Consider the following 21908-nt stretch of genomic DNA (forward strand, 5'->3'; position numbering starts at 1 on the left):
TTATTCGATTTCCGAACCTGGCTTGAGGCCGCGTTTAAGCGCTTCCTGCAAATGATGATTATCAAGATTAAAACTGTTCATTTCGCTCTCACCAAGCATCGCAACCTTATAGTCCACATACACTGCGCCGCCTCCGGTGGTACTAATCTGCGAACCCGGAACAGGCTCATATCCATTAAGCTTACTGGCCGACGAGGACTGTAATAGCTGGCGTGAATCAAGGTAATCACCCTTAACGCATGCCCCAGCTTTATTTTTGTTCGAACTGGAGACGCAACGCTGCAACACAGCCCCGCCCCCCATGGAGGCATACAAATCTTCCCCGCTCATGGCATTCAGCTCGGAATACACTTCTGTTAACGCGGTTTCAGCCGCCTCAAACGTCATTGCATCTGCCTGGGTACCCGTGGCCACCTTCGCCGAAAACACACTGGACTTCATTGCTGACACCCCAAGCAGGGACACCACCACCAGAATTAGCAAAGCAACCACTAGGGCGGCGCCCTGCTGGCTTCGCCATGTCGTAATATTGCTATTCATACGGCATCCCATTGGTAGTTACGCATTTTGACTGTAGACATAAAAATACGGCGGACCGAACGATCTTCTGGTTCATCTACTGTCTTTGTCAGCACATAAAATTTTCGACTGCCATCACTTTGCGGCAATGAGTTACTCTCCTCTTTTAGAAGAAGCGAAAAGCGAACTGCGATAACCGGCGAGACACCTTGGTCTCCAGCCTCAACATAACGGCTCACATTGGCGTAGCCATCCTTGCTCTCATCAATGCCGTACAGCACCTCAAAGGCCTCAACGCCATCGAGCAGCACCACACCATTGCCCGCAGTCAAATTGCCTTGGCAAACAAGCTCCGCATCACCATTCACAAAATACGTGTTCACCACTTCCTCCAGGTCGCTCACGACGGAACCTTCGCAGTCCGACATTCCGTGGTAGCCCAGCGTCAACCGATCATAATCGTTGCCGTTTGCTGAGCCTGGCACTGCCCCGGTAGCCGCGAACCGAACCCCTTTTTCATCGGGTAATGCAGACATCCCGTCCATTTCAAGGCCGGCTCTACGCAGATCTGCCACCAAAAAGCGCACGAAAAGCTGCCCGTTTTCCTGAACACGTGACAGTGTCTGCTGTAAGGCGAAGGATTGCTGGTTGGCAATAAACAGCTGCAACGCGGCCCCAGTAATGAGCAAGCCGAGAAGCATCGCCACCATTAGCTCAACGAGGCTAAACCCTTTGCTTTTTTTCATCGTGCCACCTCCAACACTACGCAAGACGTGCCTTCATCCGTGTTTACGCCATCGTTGGTCATGCAATCACTTGGCTCATCGTCGTTCCAGCTAATGATTACACAGCTGATATCAGCAGCATGCTGGCATTCATCCACCGCTATTATTCCGCCAGGCAGTCGGTTCGCCGCCTGCCATTCCAGCAGGGTGATATCCCAAGTGGCCAGGTCGTCTGAAGAGCAAGAACTGGTGATGCAGTCATTTAGTGCCCCCGGTTTCTCCCCTGGGGTCGCACTCTCTTCTTCCCAGCTATCCACATTCGTGTAAGTGGCCATTGCGGTTTCATTGGCAAGAAACCGCTCAAGGGCATCTTGGCCAAGCAAGGTAGCCTGGGCTCGATTATTGGCATCTTCGGCCGTCTTCAATGCGGTAAGCTGCATTCCCGCATAGCCAAGCACCCCAATTGCCAGCACCAGCAAGGCGATCATTACCTCGATAAGCCCAACGCCACGCTGTTGTTTTCTTATGATCTTCATCAGCTGCAACTCTTCACTTCATTGGTGACCTTGCCAAACGGCGACACGGTAATCGTTCTGCCTTCCTCTCCACTACGGTCATCGCACAGAGAGAATTCCGCTTCGCCAGCACCTGATAACCCATTACTGCGAAATTCAATTTCATCGAGCCCGTCTTCGGAGACGATTTTGCCGCTACCGGTTGGCTGAAATTCCTGGTTTTCTTCGGTGATGACAGACGCTGGATACTCGATCATCCAACCCGCCCCCCAGTCACTACCGGAAATGGGCTTGAGGGTTACGTCGGTACGCAGGTTGACGGCCTGAATACGGGCCGTATTGATCGCCGTAATAAAATCAGCAGACGTAGAGCGAAGCGCATTTCTAGCCTGAAGGTCATTAAAGGCCGGCACGGCAATAGCCAAGAGAATGCCTGTCACTGCAAGGCCGATCATCAACTCAATGATGGTGAAGCCCGCCTGACTTCGAATTTTCAACCCTGTTTTCATCCCAGCCCCGGTCTATCGGTTTTTATTCGTGGTATCACTCTAGCAAGGCCGGATATGCCTTCAATTGAATGGAGACCAGCGGAGCATTGCCGCCACCGAACGGTATAAGCTGCTGAAAAACAATAGGTTTTGGTACTTTAGTGTGTGAGAGGCCTCACACTTTAATCGTAGACTGGCGCATTTTTTTGCCTAACATAAAGAACCAGCAATGGAGGCCAGGAATGAACGGTCGAAAAGGCGGGACAGACGCTACGGGCGTAGCGCCTTGGGCATGGAGAAACGGATATTTTCTTCACGGCCGGGGATTTCTTCGGCATCGTTGCCGCCCAGGCTTTTGAGAGTGGCAATCACCTGCTGCACCAGGTCCTCAGGCGCGCTCGCGCCAGCGGTAACGCCAACGGTGGTCTTACCCTTGAGCCAGTCCGCTTCGATCTGGGACGGCTCATCGATGAGGTAAGCAGCAGCACCACAGCGCTCGGCCAGTTCTCGCAGGCGATTGGAATTGGAGCTGTTCACCGAGCCCACCACCAGCACCAGCCCACACTCCAGCGCCAGCTGGCGCACGGCGTCCTGCCGGTTGGTGGTGGCGTAGCAGATGTCTTCGCGTTTGGGACCAAGGATGGCCGGGAAGCGCTGGCGCAGGGCATCGATAACCCTGGCGGTATCGTCCACACTGAGGGTCGTCTGGGTGACAAAGGCCAGTTTGCTTTCATCGCGCACCGCCAGGTTCGCCACATCGGCTTCGTCTTCCACCAGATAGATGTCGCCGCCATAGGAGGTATCATACTGGCCCATGGTGCCTTCCACTTCCGGATGGCCCGCGTGGCCAATCAGGATACTTTCGCGGCCTTCACGGGCATAACGGATGACTTCCATATGCACCTTGGTGACCAACGGACAGGTAGCATCGAAGACCTGCAGCTGGCGCCGTTCGGCCTCTTCCTGCACCGCTTTGGAGACACCGTGGGCGCTGAAGATAACAATGGCGTCGTCCGGCACTTCGTGCAGCTCTTCCACGAATACCGCGCCGCGCTGGCGCAGGTCTTCCACCACATAGCGGTTATGCACCACTTCGTGACGAACATGGATCGGCGGCCCGAACACTTCCAGCGCCCGGTTGACGATGTCGATGGCACGGTCCACCCCGGCACAGAAACCGCGGGGGTTGGCGAGACGGATTTCCATAAACAATCCTGCTTGGCTAATGCCGCCATGGGAATGAAGTAAAGTGTAACCGGGAAGCTGCCGGGTCTGCGACCCTGCCTAAGACAAGGGCATGGACCTGCAGTGTAGTCTAATTCAGCGTGACCGGCTGCTCGGGGGCGTAGCGCTCAATACTGATAATGTCTACCTCAAAGGTAAGATCCCGGCCCGCCAGCGGGTGATTGAAATCTACCATCACCCACTCCTCGTCAGCCTTGCTAATCACGCCTGGCAACTCGGCACCGGCCGCATCGGCGAAGCTGAGCACCATGCCGGGCTCCAGGGAATCGTGCTCGGCGAAGGTGTCGCGGGTGAAATGCTGCACATTTTGCTCGTTGTAATCGCCAAAGGCTTTGGCGGCTTCAAGAAAAACGCTGCGGCGATCTCCAGCCTTAAGCCCGCGGATAGCGTTCTCAAACCCTGGCAGTAGAGACTCGTCTCCCCACACAAAAGAGGCGGGGTCACCATCGAAGGTGGAATCCAGGTCTGTGCCATCCATCAGACGCACGGCAAAGTGCAGGGTGATACGGGTCTCCGGCCCTGCGCGCAGTAACTCAGTCATTGTCTTTGGGCTCCTTTCTGGCCCCCAGCAGCATATCCAGCAGTATCAGTGCTGCACCGATAGTGATGGCGGTATCAGCAATATTAAAGGCCGGGAAGTGATAATCGCCCCAATAAAAATCGAGAAAATCCACCACGTGCCCCAACACCAGCCGATCATAAAAATTACCCAAAGCGCCGGCCAGAATCAGTGACAGGGCCATACCTTGCAGCTTTTCGGCGGCAGTGAGACGTGCCAGCCAGATCAGAATCATCACCGAAGCACCTACGGCGATAGCGGTAAAAAACCAGCGCTGCCAGCCACCGGCATCGGCCAGAAAGCTAAAGGCCGCCCCGCTGTTATAAGCCAGGGTCAGGTTAAAGTGCGGAAACACCTCCAACCGTTCATAAAGCGAAAACACCGCGACCACTTCATGCTTGGTCCACTGATCCAGCGCGATAATCAGCCCGGTCAGCCACAACCAGGATAACTGGCCGGGCAACCATTTTTTTGTACTGCCCGGCGTCTGGCGTCCGGCATCCGGCGTATTATCAGGCATAGTGTCGAACCTCACCGCTGCCATCTACATTGGCGATACAGCGCCCGCACAATTCCGGGTGCTCGGCGTGGCTGCCCACGTCCGGCTGATGGTGCCAGCAGCGGGCACACTTAGTGTGAGCCGAGGCCAGCACCTGCACTTTCAAGCCCGCCACGGCGGCTTCTTCCAGCTCAGCAGGTGCGTCAGCCAACGGCTTGAGAACAGCATCAGAGGTAATGGTGACAAAGCGCAGCTCATCGCCAAGACGCTGCAACAGCGCCTCTTTCTCCGAATCCACGAACAACACCACCTCGGCACTCAGGCTACCCTTGATCAGCTTGGCAGCGCGGGCGCCTTCGATTGCCTTGTTCACCGCCTGCTTGGCGTCCTGAACCTTATCCCAGAATGCCCGGCCCATGTCTGCATCGTCGGCCAGCGCGAATAGGCCGTCGTACCATTCGGCCAGGAATACGGAATCCAGTCGGTCACCGGGCAAGTTCTCGTAGATTTCCTCGGCAGTGAAGCTAAGCACCGGCGCCATCCAGCGCACCAGCGCCTGCGCGATATGGTACAAGGCGGTCTGGCAAGAGCGCCGTGCCACGGAATCGGCCTGGGTGGTGTACTGGCGATCTTTGATGATATCCAGATAAAAGCCGCCCAGATCCAGCGCGCAGAAGTTATGCAGCTTCTGGTAGACCTGATGAAAGTGATACCCCTCGTACAGTTCCTTGATCTCAGCCTGCACTTGCAGGGCACGGTCCACGATGTAGCGATCCAGTGCCAGCATCTGTTCCGGCTTCAAGGCATCGGTGGCCGGCTCGAACCCGCTCAAATTGGAAAGCAGGAAACGGCTGGTATTGCGGATACGGCGATAGCTATCGCCCATCTGCTTGAGGATGTCCTTGGACACGGACATCTCGCCCCGATAGTCCGTGGCACACACCCACAGGCGCAGAATATCTGCACCCAGATCGTTCCAGACTTCCTGCGGGGCAATCACGTTACCCACCGACTTGGACATCTTGCGGCCATGCTCGTCCACGGTGAAACCGTGAGTCAGCACCGTGCTGTAGGGCGCCGCATCGCGAATCGCCAAGCTGGTCAACAGTGACGACTGGAACCAGCCACGGTGCTGGTCCGAGCCTTCCAGATACAAGTCCGCCGGAGCCCGCAGTTGCTCGCGCTGATCCAGCACACAATAGTGGGTCACACCGGAATCGAACCACACGTCCAGCGTATCGGTGACCTTGCTGTACTGATCCGCTTGCTCGCCCAGCAGCTCCGCCGGATCCAGATCGAACCAGGCATCAATACCCTCTTTCTCCACCCGCTCGGCCACTTGTTCGATCAGGGCCGGAGTGTCCGGGTGCAGCTCGCTGGTTTCTTTATTAACAAAAAGGGCAATGGGCACGCCCCAGGTGCGCTGGCGGGAGATACACCAGTCCGGGCGATCGGTAAGCATGCCCTCGATGCGCGCCTTACCCCATTCGGGCAGCCACTGCACCTTGTCGATTTCCTGACGGGCGCGAGGCAACAGGCCCGCCTGATCCATGGACACAAACCACTGCGCCGTAGCACGGAAAATCAGGGGCGTTTTATGGCGCCAGCAATGCGGGTAGCTGTGCTCAATTTTCGCCAGCTTCACCAAATTACCGATGTCTTTCAGCGCCTCGATCACCGGCTCGTTGGCCTTGCTTACATGAAGGCCTCCCACCACTGGCAGATCGTCGCGGAACAGGCCGTTATCCAACACCGGGCTGATCGGGTCCAGGTCATATTGCTTGCCCACCACAAAGTCATCGGCACCATGACCCGGGGCAGTGTGCACCAAGCCAGTACCGGCGTCGGTGGTCACATGCTCGCCGAAGATCACCGGCACTTGGGCTTCCAGGAACGGATGCTGCAAGGCCAGCATCTCCAGCTTATTGCCTGTCACTGTCGCTGAGCGAGACACATTTTCCAGCCCCCAGCGCGCCACCAAATCATCGGCCAGCGCCTCAGCCACCAGCAGCTCACGGGCTACGCCGTCCAGCTCGCCGGAGAGCAGCACATAATCCAGCTCCGGATGCACTGCCACCGCCCGGTTGGCTGGCAGAGTCCAGGGCGTGGTGGTCCAGATTACCAGCGCCGGTTCGCCCGCCTCGATACCCGAGCGCGCAACAAAGTCAGCGACATCGACTACCGGGAAGGCCACATCAATGGCCGGCGAGGTTTTGTCTTCGTATTCCACTTCCGCTTCCGCCAGCGCGGAGGCGCAATCCAGACACCAATGCACCGGCTTGAAGCCTTGTTGCAGGTGACCGTTGTCCACGATCTTGCCCAGCGAGCGGATGATGTTCGCCTCAAAGGCAAAATCCATGGTCAGGTAGGGGTTATCCCAATCGCCAAACACGCCCAGACGCATAAAGTCGGACTTTTGCCCGGCCACCTGTTTGCTGGCGTATTCGCGGCACTTCTTGCGGAAGGTGCCAGCGTCCACTTTGTGCCCGGCCTTGCCGACTTTCTTCTCCACCATCAGCTCGATGGGCAAGCCATGACAATCCCAGCCCGGCACATAGGGGGCATCGAAGCCCGCCAGCGTGCGGGACTTGACGATCATGTCCTTGAGGATCTTGTTCACCGCATGGCCGATATGAATATCGCCGTTGGCGTAGGGAGGGCCATCATGAAGAATGAACTTGGGCCGACCGGCAAAGGTCTCGCGAATCTTCTGGTACAGCTGCTTTTGCTGCCACTCTTTGAGCCGCGCAGGTTCACGCTGGGACAGGCCGGCTTTCATCGGAAAGCCGGTTTGGGGAAGGTTTAGCGTTGCCTTGTAGTCCGTCATGATTCCGCTTATTACACCGTAGGCATATCAAAAAAAGCCCGAACCGCGTCCACATCCTGCCGGATGGCAGTTTTGAGTTGGTCCAGATCCGCGAATTTTTCTTCCGGGCGCACATAATGGCGAAAAGCCACGGTCAGGTGTGCGCCATAAAGGCTGTCTTGATGCGTGTGCTGCGCGTCGCCCGAACCAGAACCACCCACCGAATCACTGTAATCCAGCAGATAGACCTCCAGGCGATTTTCCGTGCCATTCACCGTGGGCCGGGTGCCCATATTGGCCGCGCCCGGCTGGTCGGTGAGTCCGGCGCCGGTAACCGTCACCGCAAACACGCCGTGCAAAGGAGACTGCAAACGCTTAAGAGCCAGATTGACCGTGGGTAAGCCCAGAGTCCGGCCAATCTTGTCACCATGACGCACCCGGCCACTGATCGAAAAAGGCCGGCCCAGCAACTGTTCGGCCAAAGCGAAATCACCGTCACACAGCGCTGCCCGCACCCGGGTACTGGACACCCGCTCGCCGTGAACTTCACAGGTGGCGGTATCCGTCACCGCAAAGCCGAACTGCTCACCAGCCTGCTGCAGGTAGGAAAAATCCCCATCCCGGCCACAGCCAAAGCGGAAATCGTCCCCCACCACCAGATATTTCACGCCCAGCCCCTCCACCAACAGGGCTTTGACAAAAGCCTCTGCGGTCAGCGACCGAAAACGCTCGTCGAAGCGTACGCACAATACCTGATCCACCCCGGCCTCGCGCAAAGCAATCAGCTTGTCACGCAATGACATCAGCCGCGGTGGCGCGGTCTGCGGGGAAAAGAACTCCTGGGGCTGAGGTTCGAACAGCATCACCGTGGATTTCACCCCACGGCGACGGGCCTCTGCGATCACCTGATCCAGAATGCGCTGATGGCCCTGATGCACCCCATCGAAATTACCGATGGTGGCCACACAGCCGCGATGCGTATCGCGCAGATTGTGAATGCCGCGAATCAGTCGCATCTCATCCTCGTATCAAAAGACGCTCGATTATACAGAGTTGCGCAGGCACACGACACACGCCAAGGCGCCACAATGCGAAATCGCTAGCGACGCAGATGGCGCACCCGCAAGCCCAGTATCACCAGGGACAACAAATAAATCGCTACGCCAGTGCCAACAATCAGCGACAACCAGCCCACCCGATGCCACACCCCGGCTTCATGCCACACCGTAGTCTGCAACGACAGCCAGTAACAAGCCGCCACCATTGCCGCGCCCGCCAACAGCATTCGACACCACTGCAAGGCCCAACCCGGCAGCGGCTGGTACACCCCGCTACGCCGTAGCCCCAGGTACAGCAACCCGGCATTCAACCAGGCCGACAGCGCCATGGCGGTGGCCAGCCCCACATGGCGCCACTCCCATACCAGCACCGCACCCAACAGCATGTTCGCTAGCATGGCCAACACCCCGATGCGCACCGGAGTGCGGGTGTCCTGGCGGGCATAAAAGCCTGGCGCCAGCACTTTAATCAGCATGGCCGCCAACAAGCCGGCACTGTAAGCGCGCAGGGAGGCCGCCGTTTTCGTCACATCAAAGGCAGAAAACTCACCGTATTGGAATAAGGTGGACAACAGCGGCTCGGCCAACGCGAACAGCGCCAGCGCCGCCGGCAAGCCAATCAGCAACACCATGCGAATAGCCCAATCCAGGGTGCGCGAAAACGACTCCGGGGAAGCATCCGCATGCTTGCTGGACAAGCTGGGCAGAATCACTGTGCCGATGGCCACCGCAAAAATGCCCAACGGCAGTTCGATCAAGCGGTCCGTGTAGTACAGCCAGGTCACCGAGCCGGTTTCCAGCATGGAGGCCAGAATCGTATTGACCAGAGAATTGAGCTGATAGACGGACGCCCCAAACAACGCTGGCGCCATCAGTTTCATGATCTTGCGCACACCCGGGTCACCCCAGCCCATGCGCGGAATGGGCATCAGGTTCAGCCGGGCCAAAAACGGCAACTGGAATAACAACTGCACCACCCCGGCGATCAACACACCCCAGGCCAGCGCCACCGCCATGCGATCTTCGCTAAAGTGCGGCGCCAGAAACAGGGCGCAGCCGATCAGGCTTAGGTTCAACAGCACCGGAGTAAAGGCCGGCACCGCAAAGCGGTTCCAACTGTTAAGAATGCCGCCGGCAAACGCAGTGAGAGCAATAAAGAACAGATAAGGGAAGGTCAGGCGCAGCATTTCCACCGTCAGCGCCCGTTTTTGTGGGTCGTCGCCAAAACCAGGCGCAAACACCCAGATAATCGCAGGGGCAGCCAGCACACCCACCAGCGTTACCAGCACTAGGGTGCCGCCCAGCGTCCCCGCCACCCGATCCACCAGCAATTTGGTGGCGGCCATACTGCCATTGCTACGGTATTCGCTAAGCACTGGCACAAAAGCCTGATTAAACGCCCCTTCAGCAAACAACCGGCGCAGGAAGTTCGGAATTTTCAGGGCCACAAAAAACGCATCCGCCCCGGCGGAGGCGCCCAGCATGCGGGCAATCACCACATCGCGCACCAATCCCAGCACCCGCGACAGCATGGTCATGGTCGCCACCACGGCGGTGGAGGCCAGTAAACCTGCCTTTTTCGGGGGTTGCTCGGGGCTATCAGTCATGGTCACTCCAGGAAACCGGTGAAGGTTAACGAAAGGCCACCCAAACCGCCAGAGAACCGCGTGCCAATCATCATTTCGGCAGGCTTTTCCCATTGACACAGGCCGCCTTGATCGGCATAGTTGCGCGTCTTTAGACCGTGGCCCGTGTATTTTTTGACCATAGATTGGCTTCCAATACTCAGGTCGGCCCACAGGGCCAGTGTCGTAAACCGAATTTGACCTCGAATTTTAGATAGGAGCAGGACCTTGGCTAACTCACCGCAAGCACGCAAGCGTGCGCGTCAGGCGGAAAATCGCCGTCAGCACAACGCAGCGATGCGCTCCATGGTGCGCACATACCTGAAGAAGGTGAACGCGGCTATTGCGTCCGGCGACCAAGGCAGCGCTCAGGAAGCTTATAACCAAGCGGTGTCTGTGCTGGACAAAGCCACTCGCAAGGGCAAGTTTCACCCGAACAAGGCCGCTCGCCACAAGAGCCGCCTGAACACCAAGATCAAGGCGATGGCTGCCTAAGCTCTTTGGTGGACATAAAAAAACCGGCCTTGAGCCGGTTTTTTTATGTCTGAAAATCAGTAGCAAGTTGCGAGGAGCGAGTTTCGAAAATCCAAACCGGTCTTGCCTTTCGCTTCTCGAAACTCGCTCCTCGCTTGCGCGTCAAGCCTCCGGCGTCAGGCTTCCGGCGTCAAACACCACCAGATTATCCCGGTGGATCAATTCTTCCTCATTCATAAAGCCCAGAACATCAGCGATCTCGGCGCTTTTCTTGCGACAAATCCGCCGCGCATCCGCCGCATCGTAATTCACCAGGCCACAGCCGACCCGCTCGCCTTGCTCATCCTCACACGCCACCATCTCACCACGGGAAAACTGGCCAAACACATCCACCACGCCCACCGGCAGCAAGCTCGAGCCGCCATCACGCAAACGCGCCACGGCGCCAGCATCCAGCACCAGACGTCCGCGCATTTGCAGGTGCCCCGCCAACCACTGCTTGCGAGCATTCATGGGCGAGGTATCGGGAAGTAACGTCGTGCCCGGCCCCTGACCGTCTGCCAGCTCAATCAGCACTTGCGGGCTACGCCCGGAGGCAATGGTGGTAATGGCCCCGGAACGCGCCGCCAACTTGCCGGCCCGCACCTTGGTGGCCATGCCTCCGCGCCCCAACAAACCGCCACCGCCAGCAACGCGTGCAATGGTCGGGTCCGAGGCCTGGGCCTCGCGGATTAGATTAGCACCGGCATTACTGCGTGGATCCGCGTCAAACAAACCGTCCTGATCCGTGAGGATCAGCAGCCGATCTGCCTCCACCAAATTCGCCACCAGCGCCGCCAGAGTGTCGTTATCACCAAAGCGAATTTCGTCGGTGACCACGGTGTCATTCTCGTTCACCACCGGCACCACACCAAACCCCAGCAGGGTCAGCAGCGTGGAACGGGCATTGAGATAGCGCTTACGGTCGGAAAGATCATCATGGGTCAACAACACCTGGGCGGTGTGCAATTGATGCTGCTGAAAGCGGGACTCCCAGGCCTGCACCAGACCCATTTGCCCCACCGCGGCGGCAGCCTGAAGCTCGTGCACGGACTCCGGGCGCACCGACCAGCCCAGCCGGGTCATTCCCTCGGCCACGGCCCCGGAGGAGACAATAACCACCTCGATGCCGCGCTCACGCAGGGCCACCATGCGGTCCACCCAAGTTTGCATGAGCGCGCAGTCCAACCCCTTGCCGTCATTGGTCAGCAGAGCACTGCCAATCTTGATTACCCAACGCTGGCGATCCGCCACGCTCACTCCTTATTACCGGGGCTGAACATCGATTATTCGCTTACTACCCGTGCATCACCGCAGACCTCTACGGCTCGTAGACGATTTCCACATCGTGATCGTCATCATCGTCGTCATCACTATCATTTTGACGAGCGCGGCGGGCTTCGACCTTGAGCTCCTGCACCTTTTCGCGAGCCTCTTCCTCAAGGCGGGCACGCAAATCCAACTGGGCCGCGGCGTAGGCCGGATCTTCTGTCTCCAGCCGGCGACGATCCTCAATGGCATTCATCAAGGCGTAAACCAGATCTTCACAGCCAACGCCAGCAGCGGCGGAAATTTTAAACACCGGCCCCTGCCAGCCCAACTCATCCACAATGGCATCCGCCTGCGCTTGGGCTTCGTCATCGGCCATCAGGTCGATCTTGTTGAATACCAGCCAGCGCTCCTGCTCAGCCAGCGCCGGGGAAAACCGGTCCAGCTCATCAGCAATCGCATCAATATGATTCGCCGGACTGGAACCGTCCATGGGCGCCAGATCCACCACGTGCAACAACAAACGGGTGCGCGCCAAATGCTTGAGGAAACGGATCCCCAAGCCAGCACCATCCGCCGCCCCCTCGATCAGGCCGGGAATGTCCGCCACCACAAAACTGCGGTAGCGGTCCGCCTTCACCACCCCAAGATTCGGGATCAAGGTGGTAAACGGGTAATCCGCCACTTTCGGCTTGGCCGCGGAAATAGCACGAATCAGGGTGCTTTTGCCCGCATTGGGCATGCCGAGCAGCCCCACATCCGCCAGCACCTTCAATTCCAGGCGCAAGCGCCGGGACTCACCAGGCTTGCCCTTGGTGGTTTTTCGTGGCGCCTGGTTCACACTGCTCTTGAAGTGGATATTCCCCAAGCCACCCCGGCCCGCCTGGGCCACCATCACCGGCTTGTCGGTGGCCGTCAGGTCCGCCAGCACCTCTTCGGTATCCAGATCCACCACGGTGGTACCGACCGGCACATACAAAATAACGTCATCCGCGGACTTGCCCGTCATCTGCCGCCCCTTGCCCGGCTCACCATTGCGCGCCTTGAAGTTACGGTCGTAGCGGTAATCCACCAGGGTGTTGATATTGGTGTCGGCCTGTACAAAGACATGGCCGCCAGCGCCACCGTCACCGCCGTCCGGGCCACCGAACTCCACGTATTTCTCGCGACGAAAACTCAGACAGCCGTCTCCGCCTTTTCCAGCATGGACATCAATAGTGGCTTCATCGACAAATTGCATGGGGAACAGACTCTCAACGGGGTAGATGCCATTTTACGGCATAGGGTACGGCTTGGAACACGAAAAACACATACAAAAAAGCCCCGCGGGCGAGAGCCTCACGGGGCTTTTCAGGATCCCGGCAGGATCAGGCCACAGGCTCGATTACCACATATTTGCGGCTCAGCGGACCTTTGACTTCGAACTTCACACGACCGGTTTCCTTGGCAAAGATGGTGTGGTCTTTGCCCATACCGGTGTTACCACCAGCGTGAAATTTGGTGCCGCGCTGGCGAACAATGATTTCGCCTGCACTGACAACCTGGCCGCCATAGCGTTTCACGCCAAGGCGCTTACTCTGCGAATCGCGACCGTTACGAGTACTACCACCGGCTTTTTTATGTGCCATGTCTCAATCCTCTCTACTCAATTTCTAAAAATCAGGTCTTAAGGATCAACCCTGGATCCCGGTGATTTTCACCGCAGTGTACCACTGACGGTGACCCTGTTGCTTACGGGAATGCTTACGGCGACGGAACTTCACAATTTTGATCTTCTTGTGACGGCCCTGCTCCAGCACTTCCGCGGTCACCTTGGCACCATCCAGCATGGGCTGGCCGACTTTCACGTCGTCACCATTGGCAACCAGCAGCACCTGGTCGAAATCAACGGATTCGCCGGTGGCTACTTCAATTTTCTCGATGCGGACAACATCGCCTTCTTCAACGCGATACTGCTTACCACCGGTTTTGATTACTGCGTACATGTGTGTGCTCCAGCACAACTCCACTCAGGCGGGCGATCCACGGCGTCCACATCACTGTAACAGTGCAGGAAACAGCCACCACCACTTGCAAGCCAGGCAGAGGATGAAATTGGGTCGCGAAGTGTACGCGAAGCGCCGCCACCCCACAAGCCTTTCCTGCACGTCTTGACCCAGTAATCACGGGGGCTGCGGTTTCCTTGACTACCCGCCAGCCACTGCTAGCATTGCCCGCTGTCGCGCCACCCTTTGTCTGGACCTGAATACATGGATTTCAAGGCTATCTATGCCGTCGTCGATGACGACTTCGAGGCGGTGAACCAGTTTATCAGTCACCACCTGGATTCCAACGTCCCCCTGATCCGCGAAGTGGGCGATTACATCATTCAATCCGGCGGCAAGCGGCTACGCCCGCTGATCGCCGTCCTCTGCGCCCGGGCCTCCGGCTATCAGGGCGATCGCCATGTAGACGTGGCCGCGATCATCGAATTTCTGCATACCGCCACCCTGCTGCATGACGACGTGGTGGACGAGTCCAACCTGCGCCGCGGGCGCCCCACCGTCAATGCGGTGTGGGGCAACGCCGCCAGCGTTCTAGTGGGCGACTTCCTGATTTCCCGCGCTCTGCAACTGATGGTGGCCCTACGGCACCCGCGCCTGCTGGACATTTTTTCCCAGAGCACCAACACCATTTCCGAAGGGGAAGTCCTGCAGCTGATCAATGTGCGCGACCCCAACACCAGCGAAGAGAACTACATGCGGGTGATCCATCACAAAACCGCCAAAATGTTCGAATCCGCCGCGGAAACCGGTGCGGTACTGGGCGCAGATGATGTCAACGACCATGTGGACGCCTTTGCCACCTACGGCCGCCACCTGGGCATCGCTTTCCAGCTGATCGACGACGTACTCGACTACCAGGGTGACGCCAGCGAACTCGGCAAGAACGTGGGCGACGACCTGGCCGAAGGCAAGCCCACCCTGCCGCTGATCTACACCATCGCCAACGGCTCCCCCGAACAGGCCACCCTGATCAAGGACGCCATTCGCAGCGGCGGACTGGAGCATCTCGAACAAATCGTTGAAACCGTTCGGGCCAGCGGCGGTCTTCAATATACGGTGGACAAAGCGGCAGAACAGACCCGCATCGCCCTGGAGGCCATTGCCCAGGTGCCTGCCTCACCCTACAAGGATGCACTCTTCCGCCTGGCGGAAGAGTCGCTGAAGCGTACCTACTGAGCGTACAGACCAAGGAGTTACCATGCTGCGTGCAGCCCTGATTTTGACCGCGACCACCCTGTTTGCCGGGTGCGCCCTGAGCCCACAAATGATCAACGTGACCCCCAAGGCCAACGTTGAAGCCGCCAATGTCGGCCACAACCAACCGGTTAAGGTCATTGCCGTGGATTCCCGTGACCAGGCGGCTTTCGGCACGCGTGGCGGCGTCTACAAGGAAACCGCCCTGGTGCAACCCGCCAATGACGTAAAAGCCGCCATCGAAGAGGCCGTGCGCAAAGGCCTGCAAACCCAGGGCTTTAACGCCTTCAACGCCGGCGACGACGCCACCCGCCTGGAAGTCCGTCTGGAGCAGCTGGACTACGTGCCCGAAGAAGGCTCGGTAGTGAACGAAGTGACTCTATCGCTAACCCTGTTAGCCGAAGCCAGCCGTGACAACGTGGTCCATACCGGCACCTACAAGAGCAGCGTGGTCCACGATCTGCCGCTTACCCCCACCGCTGATCGCAACCAGGCCATGGTCAACGAGATCCTCAGCGGCGCCATCACCCGGATGCTGAACGACCCCGAAATGCAAGGCTTCCTGGCCGGCAACGACACCCCCTGATGAACCGCGTATTGATTCACTACTGCAGCAGGGATCCCCTGCAACTGGCTGCTGCGTAGCGGCTGGTATGCGCAAGAACTGCTGGCCACCTTCAGCGATGAGCTGGACGAAGTCGCCCTGCAACCGGGGACCTGCGGCGTATTCTGAATTGAAGCCAACGGCCAGCAAATCTGGGAGCGCAAACACGATGGCGGGTTTGCGGAGATTACCGAACTAAAACGGCGAGTGCGCGATGCCGTCTGCCCGGAGCGGAAGCTTGGGCATATTGATAAATAGTTAGCAACAAGCCGCATAGCTCAAGCTACAACGCGCCATATGCTTGCGATTAACAAAAACAGCTGTAGTCGCGTGGCGACACTTACGTTGCGGCGAGAGAGGCCGATTCTTCGGGAAAGCTCCCCGGCGCGTTGCGGTTTATAGCTTGAGGCTTGCAGCTACTCATTCTCCGGCCGCACCTCTATTTGCGGCTCTTCACTGCCAAATGGCACCGCCACGGTAAACAGCAACGGCTGGCAACACACCTGGCAATCCTCCACGTACTCCTGCTCCTCCACCGACGGGTCCACCAACACCTCAATGGACTCCCAACAATGGGGGCACTGAACGGTCACCGGCAGCAATCCGTCCATCAGGCCTCCCCTGCCGACGGCAATACCAGCTCGGCTATCCAGTCTGGCACCTGATCCTCCGCCCAAGACTCTGGTTGACCCTGCCCCCAGACCGGCCCGGGCCAGCAAGGGTCATCCACAAAACGCGCGATGATATGGATATGTAGCTGCGGCACCATGTTGCCCAAGGCGCCAATGTTGATCTTGTCCGCCCCGGTAACCCGCTCAAGTTGGCCTGCCAACGTATTCACCTGTGCCAGCAACGCCTGCTGCTCGCCCTCGGGCAGATGGTGCCACTCGCGCAGCCCATCGCGCTTGGGCACCACGATAATCCAGGCAAACCGCTGATCGTTCATCCAGCGCAACCAACACAGATCCGTTTCTCCCAAAGGGCGGGTATCGACAGCAAGACGGGGATGAAGCGTGGCCATAATTCCTCCTGGTAACAGGTCTTGAAACACCGCTTGGCATCAAGCACCTGACGTCATTCTATGGGCGATAATCCGAGGGACTACGTGCCGTCCAGCGCCTAAAGGCCCGAGCAAAATTGGACGCATCCGAATACCCCAGCGTCATCGCAATTTCGTCCACTGTTTTTTCGGACTGGGTCAAATACTCCACCGCCAACCCTTTACGCAGACCATCCAGCACTTCCTGATAACTGGTACCCAACTGCTGCAGCTTGCGCTTCAACGTGCGCGACGACATGTGCAGCTCACCTGCCACCTCTTCCACCCCAGGGAAGCGGCCACCACCGCCCAGAATGATGCGCCGCACTTGCCCAAGCAACGGCGGCGGCAGCTTGATGCTGGCCATCTCCTGCTCGCACTGATCCGCCGCCATTCTCGCCAGGCGTGGATCCGCAAACTGCAGCGGATATCGCATCCGCTCCACCGGAAAACGCATCTGGTTATACGCACAGTCGAAATACACCGGCACCGGCATCACTTCACGCATTCGCGCGAAATACGCCGGCTCCGGGTAGGAGAAACGCAACTCACCAACCACATCCAGCCCCGGCACCAGCTTCTCGCCCATGAAATGAAAACTGGAAAACAGACTCTCCATGATCAGCGGCGCCAACTCCCCCAGCGCCAATAGCTCGTTGATCTGCATCACGGCCATGTCGCCATCGGTAAAGGTTTCCAGCTGTACCAGTGTGCTGCGGGTGCGGAAGTATTTGACCGCCAGCTCCAGTGCCTCACCTAGCGTGGCACTGCTCATGGCGGCATAGCCGAGAAAACCATGGGACGACAGGGTCATGGACGCACCCAGCTCCCAACCCAGCCAGGGCTCGCCGGACAACGCAATTGCCCGGGCCGCCACCTTCTCAAAATCCTGAGCGGTAATGCGCGCCTGCGGATCACGCCAGCACCCGGGCTCAATGCGAGTATCTGCCAGCAGCGTTTCCGTGGCCACACCGCGCCGGGACAACACATCCAGCAGCAACGCCAGATACTCTGCTGATACGGAGTACTCCGTCGGGTCCATTTTTAGAATTGTCATGACTGCATTCCGATTTCGCTCTACTGGCCCCAAATGACCGAGTGGATCACCATAGCGTCACCGCGCAAAAGTGACAAGTAACTGTCGTGTACTTGCCAACAAACCAAGCGCTTGGTAGGTTCCTTGTTATTCACATTAAGGCTCGGGAGAGAGCAGCATGAGCACACCATCATTAAAAGGGAAAACCCTGTTTATCACCGGTGCCAGCCGCGGCATTGGCAAGGCCATCGGGGTGCGCGCCGCCCGCGACGGCGCCAACATTGTCTTGTTCGCCAAAACCACCGAACCGCACCCGAAATTACCCGGCACCCTGTACACCGCCGCTGACGAGATTCGCGAAGCCGGTGGCACGCCACTAGTCTGCGTGGGCGACATCCGTCACGAAGACCAGCTGCAGGCCGCCGTGGACAAGGCTGTCGCCACCTTCGGCGGTATCGATATTCTGGTCAACAACGCCAGCGCCATTGCTCTCACCGGCACAGAAGCCACCAGCATGAAGTCCTACGACTTGATGCACCAGATCAACAGCCGTGGCACTTTCCTGGCTAGCAAGCTATGCCTGCCCCACCTGCGCAAGGCAGAGAATCCGCACATCCTCAACCTGTCACCACCGCTCAACATGACACCACACTGGTTTGGCCGCCACGTGGCCTACACCATGGCCAAGTACGGCATGAGCCTGTGCGTTCTGGGTATGGCCGATGAATACCGGGGAAAAGTCGCAGTGAACGCACTGTGGCCGAAAACAGTGATCAACACCGCCGCCGTTCAGAACCAACTCGGCGGCGTTCCGGCAGTACAGGCGGCTCGCCAACCCTCCATCATGGCCGATGCCGCCCACGCCATCCTGTCACGCCCCATGGAGACAGCGTCCGGGCAATATTTCATTGATGAGGAGATTCTGAGAGAAACGGGCACCACGGACTTCGGCCCGTACCGGGTCGACCCAGCAATGGAAGACAACCAGCTGCTACCGGACTTTTTCCTGGACTAGCCAACACCACAGGGCAGGCCTGCGAGACGGGGTTACCAAAATTGTCACTTGCTGCCGCACCTCGCTCGCCACCCTGTACTCTTTTTCATAGCATTTTTTTAAATCATTGTTATAAAAAGAAAAAAGCAGCAACCCGAGACTGGCACAGTTCTCGCTTTATTGATCCCAAACCACAGGGAACAGTGCCATGAGCAAGATACTGACCTTACACAAACACCGCCCTGAAACAGCCCTGAAGAACCTGAACCGGCTCACCGGGCTGGATTTTCAGAGCTGGCCGGAATCGCTGGTCGACAACGGCGACGCCACAGTGCGTGCGCAGGACAGCGAAGACACGGACAGGCCGGCCGCCCCGCAACGCGTCAGCCGACAAGGCTGACACAAGCATTCAGGCAACCGACTGCACGCAAAGCAGAATCAGTAGTTGGAAATCAATTTGTCGGAAGATTTCAAGGCCGCGCCACGCCGCTGCATGAACAGCTCTTCCACCACATGGGTCATGGAGGGGTCCGCCAAACGCAAAGAAATCTGCACCTGCTCTACCTCGGCACTCAGCTTCAAGCGAATAGACCCGGACAGCAGGGCACTGCCCTCGCCGCCCACATCGGCCGTATCCACCAACACCGCCTTGTCATTCTTATTATCGATATAGCGCACCAATAGCTGCACCTTGCCCGGCGAACCCGCGATACGCACCCAGGACGCCACATTAAATTCCGCCTCCCATTGACGGGCACGGCCCGGGCGGCCATCCGCCCAAATTCGGGAGGGCACCTTGGCGATAAACTTTTCAATCATGTCGCTCTCTCTAAGCCGGTACAGTCTTTTTTGCCAGTGTACGCATGGGACGAAATCCCGACCATGGTCGGTTTGGCGTACTGACTTTGACGGATATCACACCTTGGAACTTCACCGTCACTTTTCTAGTGTCCAATTGTTAGACAGCCTCCAGCTGCTCTATCCAAAAGAATCCTTACTCTTTGTCCACGCAGCGCGACAAACGTTGCAGCGAAATTTTTTCTTTTTCACCGAACAACGTTAAGGAATGATCGAAATGGGCGAACTGAAAGATCTCCGCGAACAAAGCGAATCTCTGGTAAACCGTGCCAAGGAACTGGGCAACAAGCTCTACCTGGCAGGCTTGGGCGCCTATGAAAAGGCAGAAGAAGGCTCTGAAGAGCTGCTCAGCAAATACGTCGAAAACGGCTCCAAAGCCTTTGGCGACGACGCTGAAAGCAAGCCTAAAGCCCTGCTGGCAAGCCGCGGCGCCCTGGTTGCTGCCCGCGAACTGCTCGACAGCGCCCCGGAAAAGCGTCAGGCCCTGTACGAAAAGCTGCTGGAAGCCGGCAAGAAAGAGCGCGGCGAGAAAGCTGAAGAAACCAATGAATACCTGCTAGCCGGCCTGGGCGCTGTTGCCACGGCCCGCGAAGAAGGCGAGAAACTGTTCAACGAACTGGTTTCCACCGGCGAAAAGCGCGCCTGATTCTGTTTTTCCATTAAAGATGTAAACCGTGTTGTTTTAACTCTGCTTACTCTCCTTTTGGGGGCCCCTATTTGGGCCCCTTTTCTTTGCCTGATTCTCCCGCACAACCAACGCTCACCTTCACCCTTCTGGCACCATTTCACCTTGTGCACAGGGCTCACATGACGCTAGCCTTGATTCAGCAGGAAACAGAACCGCAGACATAACAAGAAAACCCGCGAGGTTTTACCATGGCCGACGACCGTCGCCGAAAACGCCCCACCACCGCTACCGGCCGATTGTTTCGACTCACCGGCATGACCACCTCTATCGCTACCCGCGTGGCGGGTCATCAGGTCAAGGGACTGTTCCAGTCGGATCAATCCAAGGCCGCCGACCGGGAAAAGCTGCTGCAACACATCGGCAAGGAAGTGGCGGCAACACTGGGGGAAATGAAAGGCGCGGTGATGAAAGTCGGCCAAATCGCCTCGCAAATGCAGGACATCCTGCCCGCCGAAATCAGCGACCAGCTGAAAGTCCTCCAGAACGCCTCCGCCCCCATGCCATTCCATGTGATCCGCCGGCAGCTGGAGCGCGAACTGGGCGCCCCACTAAACGAATTATTCACCCGATTCGATGAACAACCTTTTGCCGCCGCATCCATTGGCCAGGTACACCACGCGGTGACCCCGGACGGCGCCGAGGTGGTGGTAAAAGTGCAGTATCCTGCGGTCAAGGAATCCATCGACTCAGACATGAAACACCTGCGCCGCATTCTACGCCTGGGCAGCTTACTGAAAGTGGATGAAGCGGCACTGGATGCGGTATTTCGGGAAATTCGCAACCAGCTCCACGAAGAACTGGATTATCGACAGGAAGCCACCAATTTAGAGCACTTCCAGGCCTTCCACCGGGACCAGCCCTGGCTGGTGATCCCCCAGGTTTTTGCGGCGCTTTCCAGCGAAAAGGTGCTGACCCTGAGCTACGAAACCGGCACCGCGCTGGATCAGGTCGACGACGCGCACGGCTTCGACCAAGACACCCGCAACCAACTGGGCGAGCGCCTGTTCGATGCCATCGGCCAGCAGATCTTTCAGTTCCGTGCGGTCCACTGCGACCCCCATCCCGGCAACTTTGCCTTCCGCCCGGATGGCACCATCGTGATCTACGATTTTGGCGCAGTGAAGCGCCTGCCTGAACAGGATGCCGAATTACTGAAACGCCTGGTACGCACCGCCATCAACAAGGAATGGGACACCCTGGACACCCTGTTGCTGGAACTGGGCGCTCGCAAGAAAGACACGCAGGTCAGCGGTGATTTTTATGCGGTCTGGATCGAACTGCTACTGCGAGCTTTTGATGACGAACCCTACGATTTTGGTCGCTCCCAGCTGCACACCGACATCATGCGCCAAGTGAAACGCACGCCACTGGAGCAAATGCTCAAATTCCAGCCCTCCTCGCGCAGCCTGTTGATTGAGCGTGTGATTAGCGGGCACTACTGGACCATGATGAAGCTCGGCGTGAACACTGCTTTTCGTCCCAACCTGAAGAAAGCGATCGATACCGCTACCCCCGGGGACTAGCCCACGCCAGCCACGCAGCAAGCTTACCCTGCCTATAACGTGTTACGTGAACCGTGTAGCGGCCGCAAAGCAGCACAAAAAAGCCCCTCATTGGAGGGGCTTTTGC

General features: G+C 57.9%; 26 protein-coding genes and 1 pseudogene. 8 read left to right on the forward strand and 19 right to left on the reverse strand.

Going from position 1 to position 21908, the window contains the following annotated elements; genetic code table 11:
* The 11 genes from ABNH18_RS03440 to ABNH18_RS03490 all read right to left on the reverse strand — a co-directional run bounded on the left by ABNH18_RS03440 (position 1) and on the right by ABNH18_RS03490 (position 10182).
* A complete protein-coding gene (locus tag ABNH18_RS03440) occupies positions 1 to 540 on the reverse strand; it encodes a PilX N-terminal domain-containing pilus assembly protein (protein WP_349381481.1) in 540 nt (179 codons plus the stop codon).
* The gene (locus ABNH18_RS03445) at positions 537 to 1265 is read right to left on the reverse strand and encodes a PilW family protein (RefSeq protein ID WP_349381482.1); all 729 of its coding nucleotides are present in this window, start codon (positions 1263 to 1265) and stop codon (positions 537 to 539) included. The genes ABNH18_RS03440 and ABNH18_RS03445 overlap by 4 nt, the downstream gene beginning before the upstream one ends.
* Positions 1262 to 1780, reverse strand: coding sequence for a type IV pilus modification protein PilV (gene pilV, locus ABNH18_RS03450; protein WP_349381483.1), 519 nt, complete (start codon positions 1778 to 1780; stop codon positions 1262 to 1264). The genes ABNH18_RS03445 and pilV overlap by 4 nt, the downstream gene beginning before the upstream one ends.
* Entirely contained in the window at positions 1780 to 2256 is a 477-nt protein-coding gene (locus ABNH18_RS03455; RefSeq protein ID WP_349381484.1) for a GspH/FimT family pseudopilin, read from the reverse strand. The genes pilV and ABNH18_RS03455 overlap by 1 nt, the downstream gene beginning before the upstream one ends.
* A gap of 261 nt (positions 2257 to 2517) precedes the next feature.
* Entirely contained in the window at positions 2518 to 3453 is a 936-nt protein-coding gene (gene ispH / locus ABNH18_RS03460) for a 4-hydroxy-3-methylbut-2-enyl diphosphate reductase (RefSeq protein WP_349381485.1), read from the reverse strand.
* 109 nt (positions 3454 to 3562) lie between these two features.
* Positions 3563 to 4033, reverse strand: a complete 471-nt coding sequence (locus tag ABNH18_RS03465; RefSeq protein ID WP_349381486.1) for an FKBP-type peptidyl-prolyl cis-trans isomerase — start codon at positions 4031 to 4033, stop codon at positions 3563 to 3565.
* Positions 4026 to 4571 (reverse strand): signal peptidase II, encoded by a 546-nt coding sequence (gene lspA, locus ABNH18_RS03470; RefSeq protein ID WP_349381487.1) that lies wholly within the window; start codon positions 4569 to 4571, stop codon positions 4026 to 4028. Before lspA ends, ABNH18_RS03465 begins: the two co-directional genes overlap by 8 nt.
* Positions 4564 to 7377 carry an isoleucine--tRNA ligase gene (ileS, locus tag ABNH18_RS03475; RefSeq protein WP_349381488.1) on the reverse strand — a complete coding sequence of 938 codons (2814 nt, stop codon included), beginning with the start codon at positions 7375 to 7377 and terminating at the stop codon, positions 4564 to 4566. The genes lspA and ileS overlap by 8 nt, the downstream gene beginning before the upstream one ends.
* An 11-nt stretch (positions 7378 to 7388) precedes the next feature.
* Positions 7389 to 8372 (reverse strand): bifunctional riboflavin kinase/FAD synthetase, encoded by a 984-nt coding sequence (gene ribF, locus ABNH18_RS03480; protein WP_349381489.1) that lies wholly within the window; start codon positions 8370 to 8372, stop codon positions 7389 to 7391.
* 83 nt (positions 8373 to 8455) lie between these two features.
* Positions 8456 to 10021 (reverse strand): murein biosynthesis integral membrane protein MurJ, encoded by a 1566-nt coding sequence (gene murJ, locus ABNH18_RS03485; RefSeq protein ID WP_349381490.1) that lies wholly within the window; start codon positions 10019 to 10021, stop codon positions 8456 to 8458.
* 2 nt (positions 10022 to 10023) lie between these two features.
* Positions 10024 to 10182 carry a hypothetical protein gene (locus ABNH18_RS03490; RefSeq protein WP_349381491.1) on the reverse strand — a complete coding sequence of 53 codons (159 nt, stop codon included), beginning with the start codon at positions 10180 to 10182 and terminating at the stop codon, positions 10024 to 10026.
* 85 nt (positions 10183 to 10267) lie between these two features.
* Between ABNH18_RS03490 and rpsT the strand changes: the two genes are divergently transcribed.
* A complete protein-coding gene (rpsT, locus tag ABNH18_RS03495; protein WP_011587742.1) occupies positions 10268 to 10534 on the forward strand; it encodes a 30S ribosomal protein S20 in 267 nt (88 codons plus the stop codon).
* A 141-nt stretch (positions 10535 to 10675) separates the two neighbouring features.
* Here rpsT and proB read toward each other — a convergent pair whose 3' ends face one another.
* The 4 genes from proB to rplU all read right to left on the reverse strand — a co-directional run bounded on the left by proB (position 10676) and on the right by rplU (position 13806).
* Positions 10676 to 11806 (reverse strand): glutamate 5-kinase, encoded by a 1131-nt coding sequence (proB, locus tag ABNH18_RS03500; RefSeq protein WP_349381492.1) that lies wholly within the window; start codon positions 11804 to 11806, stop codon positions 10676 to 10678.
* Positions 11807 to 11873: 67 nt separating this feature from the next.
* Positions 11874 to 13061, reverse strand: coding sequence for an Obg family GTPase CgtA (gene cgtA, locus ABNH18_RS03505; RefSeq protein WP_349381493.1), 1188 nt, complete (start codon positions 13059 to 13061; stop codon positions 11874 to 11876).
* A gap of 127 nt (positions 13062 to 13188) precedes the next feature.
* Positions 13189 to 13449 (reverse strand): 50S ribosomal protein L27, encoded by a 261-nt coding sequence (gene rpmA / locus ABNH18_RS03510; protein WP_349381494.1) that lies wholly within the window; start codon positions 13447 to 13449, stop codon positions 13189 to 13191.
* 45 nt (positions 13450 to 13494) lie between these two features.
* Positions 13495 to 13806: a 50S ribosomal protein L21 gene (rplU, locus tag ABNH18_RS03515; protein ID WP_007148862.1), complete on the reverse strand. Its 312-nt coding sequence runs from the start codon at positions 13804 to 13806 to the stop codon at positions 13495 to 13497.
* Positions 13807 to 14070: 264 nt separating this feature from the next.
* Between rplU and ABNH18_RS03520 the strand changes: the two genes are divergently transcribed.
* From ABNH18_RS03520 to ABNH18_RS03530, 3 genes and pseudogenes are all read left to right on the forward strand, one after another.
* The gene (locus ABNH18_RS03520) at positions 14071 to 15042 is read left to right on the forward strand and encodes a polyprenyl synthetase family protein (protein WP_349381495.1); all 972 of its coding nucleotides are present in this window, start codon (positions 14071 to 14073) and stop codon (positions 15040 to 15042) included.
* Positions 15043 to 15064: 22 nt separating this feature from the next.
* Positions 15065 to 15646: a YajG family lipoprotein gene (locus tag ABNH18_RS03525; RefSeq protein ID WP_349381496.1), complete on the forward strand. Its 582-nt coding sequence runs from the start codon at positions 15065 to 15067 to the stop codon at positions 15644 to 15646.
* A pseudogene (locus ABNH18_RS03530) lies at positions 15646 to 15922 on the forward strand (Rdx family protein). Before ABNH18_RS03525 ends, ABNH18_RS03530 begins: the two are co-directional and overlap by 1 nt.
* Positions 15923 to 16080: 158 nt before the next feature.
* Here the strand turns inward: ABNH18_RS03530 and ABNH18_RS03535 are convergent.
* The 3 genes from ABNH18_RS03535 to ABNH18_RS03545 are packed head-to-tail and all read right to left on the reverse strand — an operon-like array spanning position 16081 to position 17760.
* On the reverse strand, positions 16081 to 16275 hold the full coding sequence (locus ABNH18_RS03535) for a CPXCG motif-containing cysteine-rich protein (protein WP_349381497.1): 195 nt from the start codon (positions 16273 to 16275) through the stop codon (positions 16081 to 16083).
* Positions 16275 to 16685: an HIT domain-containing protein gene (locus tag ABNH18_RS03540; RefSeq protein ID WP_349381498.1), complete on the reverse strand. Its 411-nt coding sequence runs from the start codon at positions 16683 to 16685 to the stop codon at positions 16275 to 16277. The genes ABNH18_RS03535 and ABNH18_RS03540 overlap by 1 nt, the downstream gene beginning before the upstream one ends.
* Positions 16686 to 16743: 58 nt before the next feature.
* Entirely contained in the window at positions 16744 to 17760 is a 1017-nt protein-coding gene (locus ABNH18_RS03545; RefSeq protein ID WP_349381499.1) for an AraC family transcriptional regulator, read from the reverse strand.
* 157 nt (positions 17761 to 17917) lie between these two features.
* Here ABNH18_RS03545 and ABNH18_RS03550 point away from each other — a divergent pair, with 157 nt between their 5' ends.
* Both ABNH18_RS03550 and ABNH18_RS03555 read left to right on the forward strand, forming a co-directional pair.
* On the forward strand, positions 17918 to 18754 hold the full coding sequence (locus ABNH18_RS03550) for an SDR family oxidoreductase (protein WP_349381500.1): 837 nt from the start codon (positions 17918 to 17920) through the stop codon (positions 18752 to 18754).
* Between the two features lie 187 nt (positions 18755 to 18941).
* A complete protein-coding gene (locus ABNH18_RS03555) occupies positions 18942 to 19133 on the forward strand; it encodes a hypothetical protein (RefSeq protein ID WP_349381501.1) in 192 nt (63 codons plus the stop codon).
* A gap of 38 nt (positions 19134 to 19171) precedes the next feature.
* Here the strand turns inward: ABNH18_RS03555 and ABNH18_RS03560 are convergent, their stop codons facing one another.
* The gene (locus tag ABNH18_RS03560) at positions 19172 to 19552 is read right to left on the reverse strand and encodes a hypothetical protein (RefSeq protein WP_349381502.1); all 381 of its coding nucleotides are present in this window, start codon (positions 19550 to 19552) and stop codon (positions 19172 to 19174) included.
* 256 nt (positions 19553 to 19808) lie between these two features.
* On the opposite strand from ABNH18_RS03560, the gene ABNH18_RS03565 reads away from it, so the two are divergent.
* Together ABNH18_RS03565 and ABNH18_RS03570 are read left to right on the forward strand one after the other, a co-directional pair.
* On the forward strand, positions 19809 to 20237 hold the full coding sequence (locus ABNH18_RS03565; RefSeq protein WP_349381503.1) for a hypothetical protein: 429 nt from the start codon (positions 19809 to 19811) through the stop codon (positions 20235 to 20237).
* A 230-nt stretch (positions 20238 to 20467) separates the two neighbouring features.
* Positions 20468 to 21802: an ABC1 kinase family protein gene (locus ABNH18_RS03570; RefSeq protein WP_349381504.1), complete on the forward strand. Its 1335-nt coding sequence runs from the start codon at positions 20468 to 20470 to the stop codon at positions 21800 to 21802.
* Positions 21803 to 21908 lie beyond the last annotated feature (106 nt).

The organism is Alcanivorax sp. (assembly GCF_040118815.1).
Classification (GTDB): Bacteria; Pseudomonadota; Gammaproteobacteria; order Pseudomonadales; family Alcanivoracaceae; genus Alcanivorax.

Coding starts and splice junctions, on each gene's coding strand:
- ABNH18_RS03440 (WP_349381481.1), bottom strand. CDS start 540: ATGAATAGCAATATTACGACATGGCGAAGCCAGCAGGGCGCCGCCCTA.
- ABNH18_RS03445 (WP_349381482.1), bottom strand. CDS start 1,265: ATGAAAAAAAGCAAAGGGTTTAGCCTCGTTGAGCTAATGGTGGCGATG.
- pilV (WP_349381483.1), bottom strand. CDS start 1,780: ATGAAGATCATAAGAAAACAACAGCGTGGCGTTGGGCTTATCGAGGTA.
- ispH (WP_349381485.1), bottom strand. CDS start 3,453: ATGGAAATCCGTCTCGCCAACCCCCGCGGTTTCTGTGCCGGGGTGGAC.
- ABNH18_RS03465 (WP_349381486.1), bottom strand. CDS start 4,033: ATGACTGAGTTACTGCGCGCAGGGCCGGAGACCCGTATCACCCTGCAC.
- lspA (WP_349381487.1), bottom strand. CDS start 4,571: ATGCCTGATAATACGCCGGATGCCGGACGCCAGACGCCGGGCAGTACA.
- ileS (WP_349381488.1), bottom strand. CDS start 7,377: ATGACGGACTACAAGGCAACGCTAAACCTTCCCCAAACCGGCTTTCCG.
- ribF (WP_349381489.1), bottom strand. CDS start 8,372: ATGCGACTGATTCGCGGCATTCACAATCTGCGCGATACGCATCGCGGC.
- murJ (WP_349381490.1), bottom strand. CDS start 10,021: ATGACTGATAGCCCCGAGCAACCCCCGAAAAAGGCAGGTTTACTGGCC.
- ABNH18_RS03490 (WP_349381491.1), bottom strand. CDS start 10,182: ATGGTCAAAAAATACACGGGCCACGGTCTAAAGACGCGCAACTATGCC.
- cgtA (WP_349381493.1), bottom strand. CDS start 13,061: ATGCAATTTGTCGATGAAGCCACTATTGATGTCCATGCTGGAAAAGGC.
- rpmA (WP_349381494.1), bottom strand. CDS start 13,449: ATGGCACATAAAAAAGCCGGTGGTAGTACTCGTAACGGTCGCGATTCG.
- rplU (WP_007148862.1), bottom strand. CDS start 13,806: ATGTACGCAGTAATCAAAACCGGTGGTAAGCAGTATCGCGTTGAAGAA.
- ABNH18_RS03520 (WP_349381495.1), top strand. CDS start 14,071: ATGGATTTCAAGGCTATCTATGCCGTCGTCGATGACGACTTCGAGGCG.
- ABNH18_RS03525 (WP_349381496.1), top strand. CDS start 15,065: ATGCTGCGTGCAGCCCTGATTTTGACCGCGACCACCCTGTTTGCCGGG.
- ABNH18_RS03535 (WP_349381497.1), bottom strand. CDS start 16,275: ATGGACGGATTGCTGCCGGTGACCGTTCAGTGCCCCCATTGTTGGGAG.
- ABNH18_RS03540 (WP_349381498.1), bottom strand. CDS start 16,685: ATGGCCACGCTTCATCCCCGTCTTGCTGTCGATACCCGCCCTTTGGGA.
- ABNH18_RS03545 (WP_349381499.1), bottom strand. CDS start 17,760: ATGACAATTCTAAAAATGGACCCGACGGAGTACTCCGTATCAGCAGAG.
- ABNH18_RS03550 (WP_349381500.1), top strand. CDS start 17,918: ATGAGCACACCATCATTAAAAGGGAAAACCCTGTTTATCACCGGTGCC.
- ABNH18_RS03555 (WP_349381501.1), top strand. CDS start 18,942: ATGAGCAAGATACTGACCTTACACAAACACCGCCCTGAAACAGCCCTG.
- ABNH18_RS03560 (WP_349381502.1), bottom strand. CDS start 19,552: ATGATTGAAAAGTTTATCGCCAAGGTGCCCTCCCGAATTTGGGCGGAT.
- ABNH18_RS03565 (WP_349381503.1), top strand. CDS start 19,809: ATGGGCGAACTGAAAGATCTCCGCGAACAAAGCGAATCTCTGGTAAAC.
- ABNH18_RS03570 (WP_349381504.1), top strand. CDS start 20,468: ATGGCCGACGACCGTCGCCGAAAACGCCCCACCACCGCTACCGGCCGA.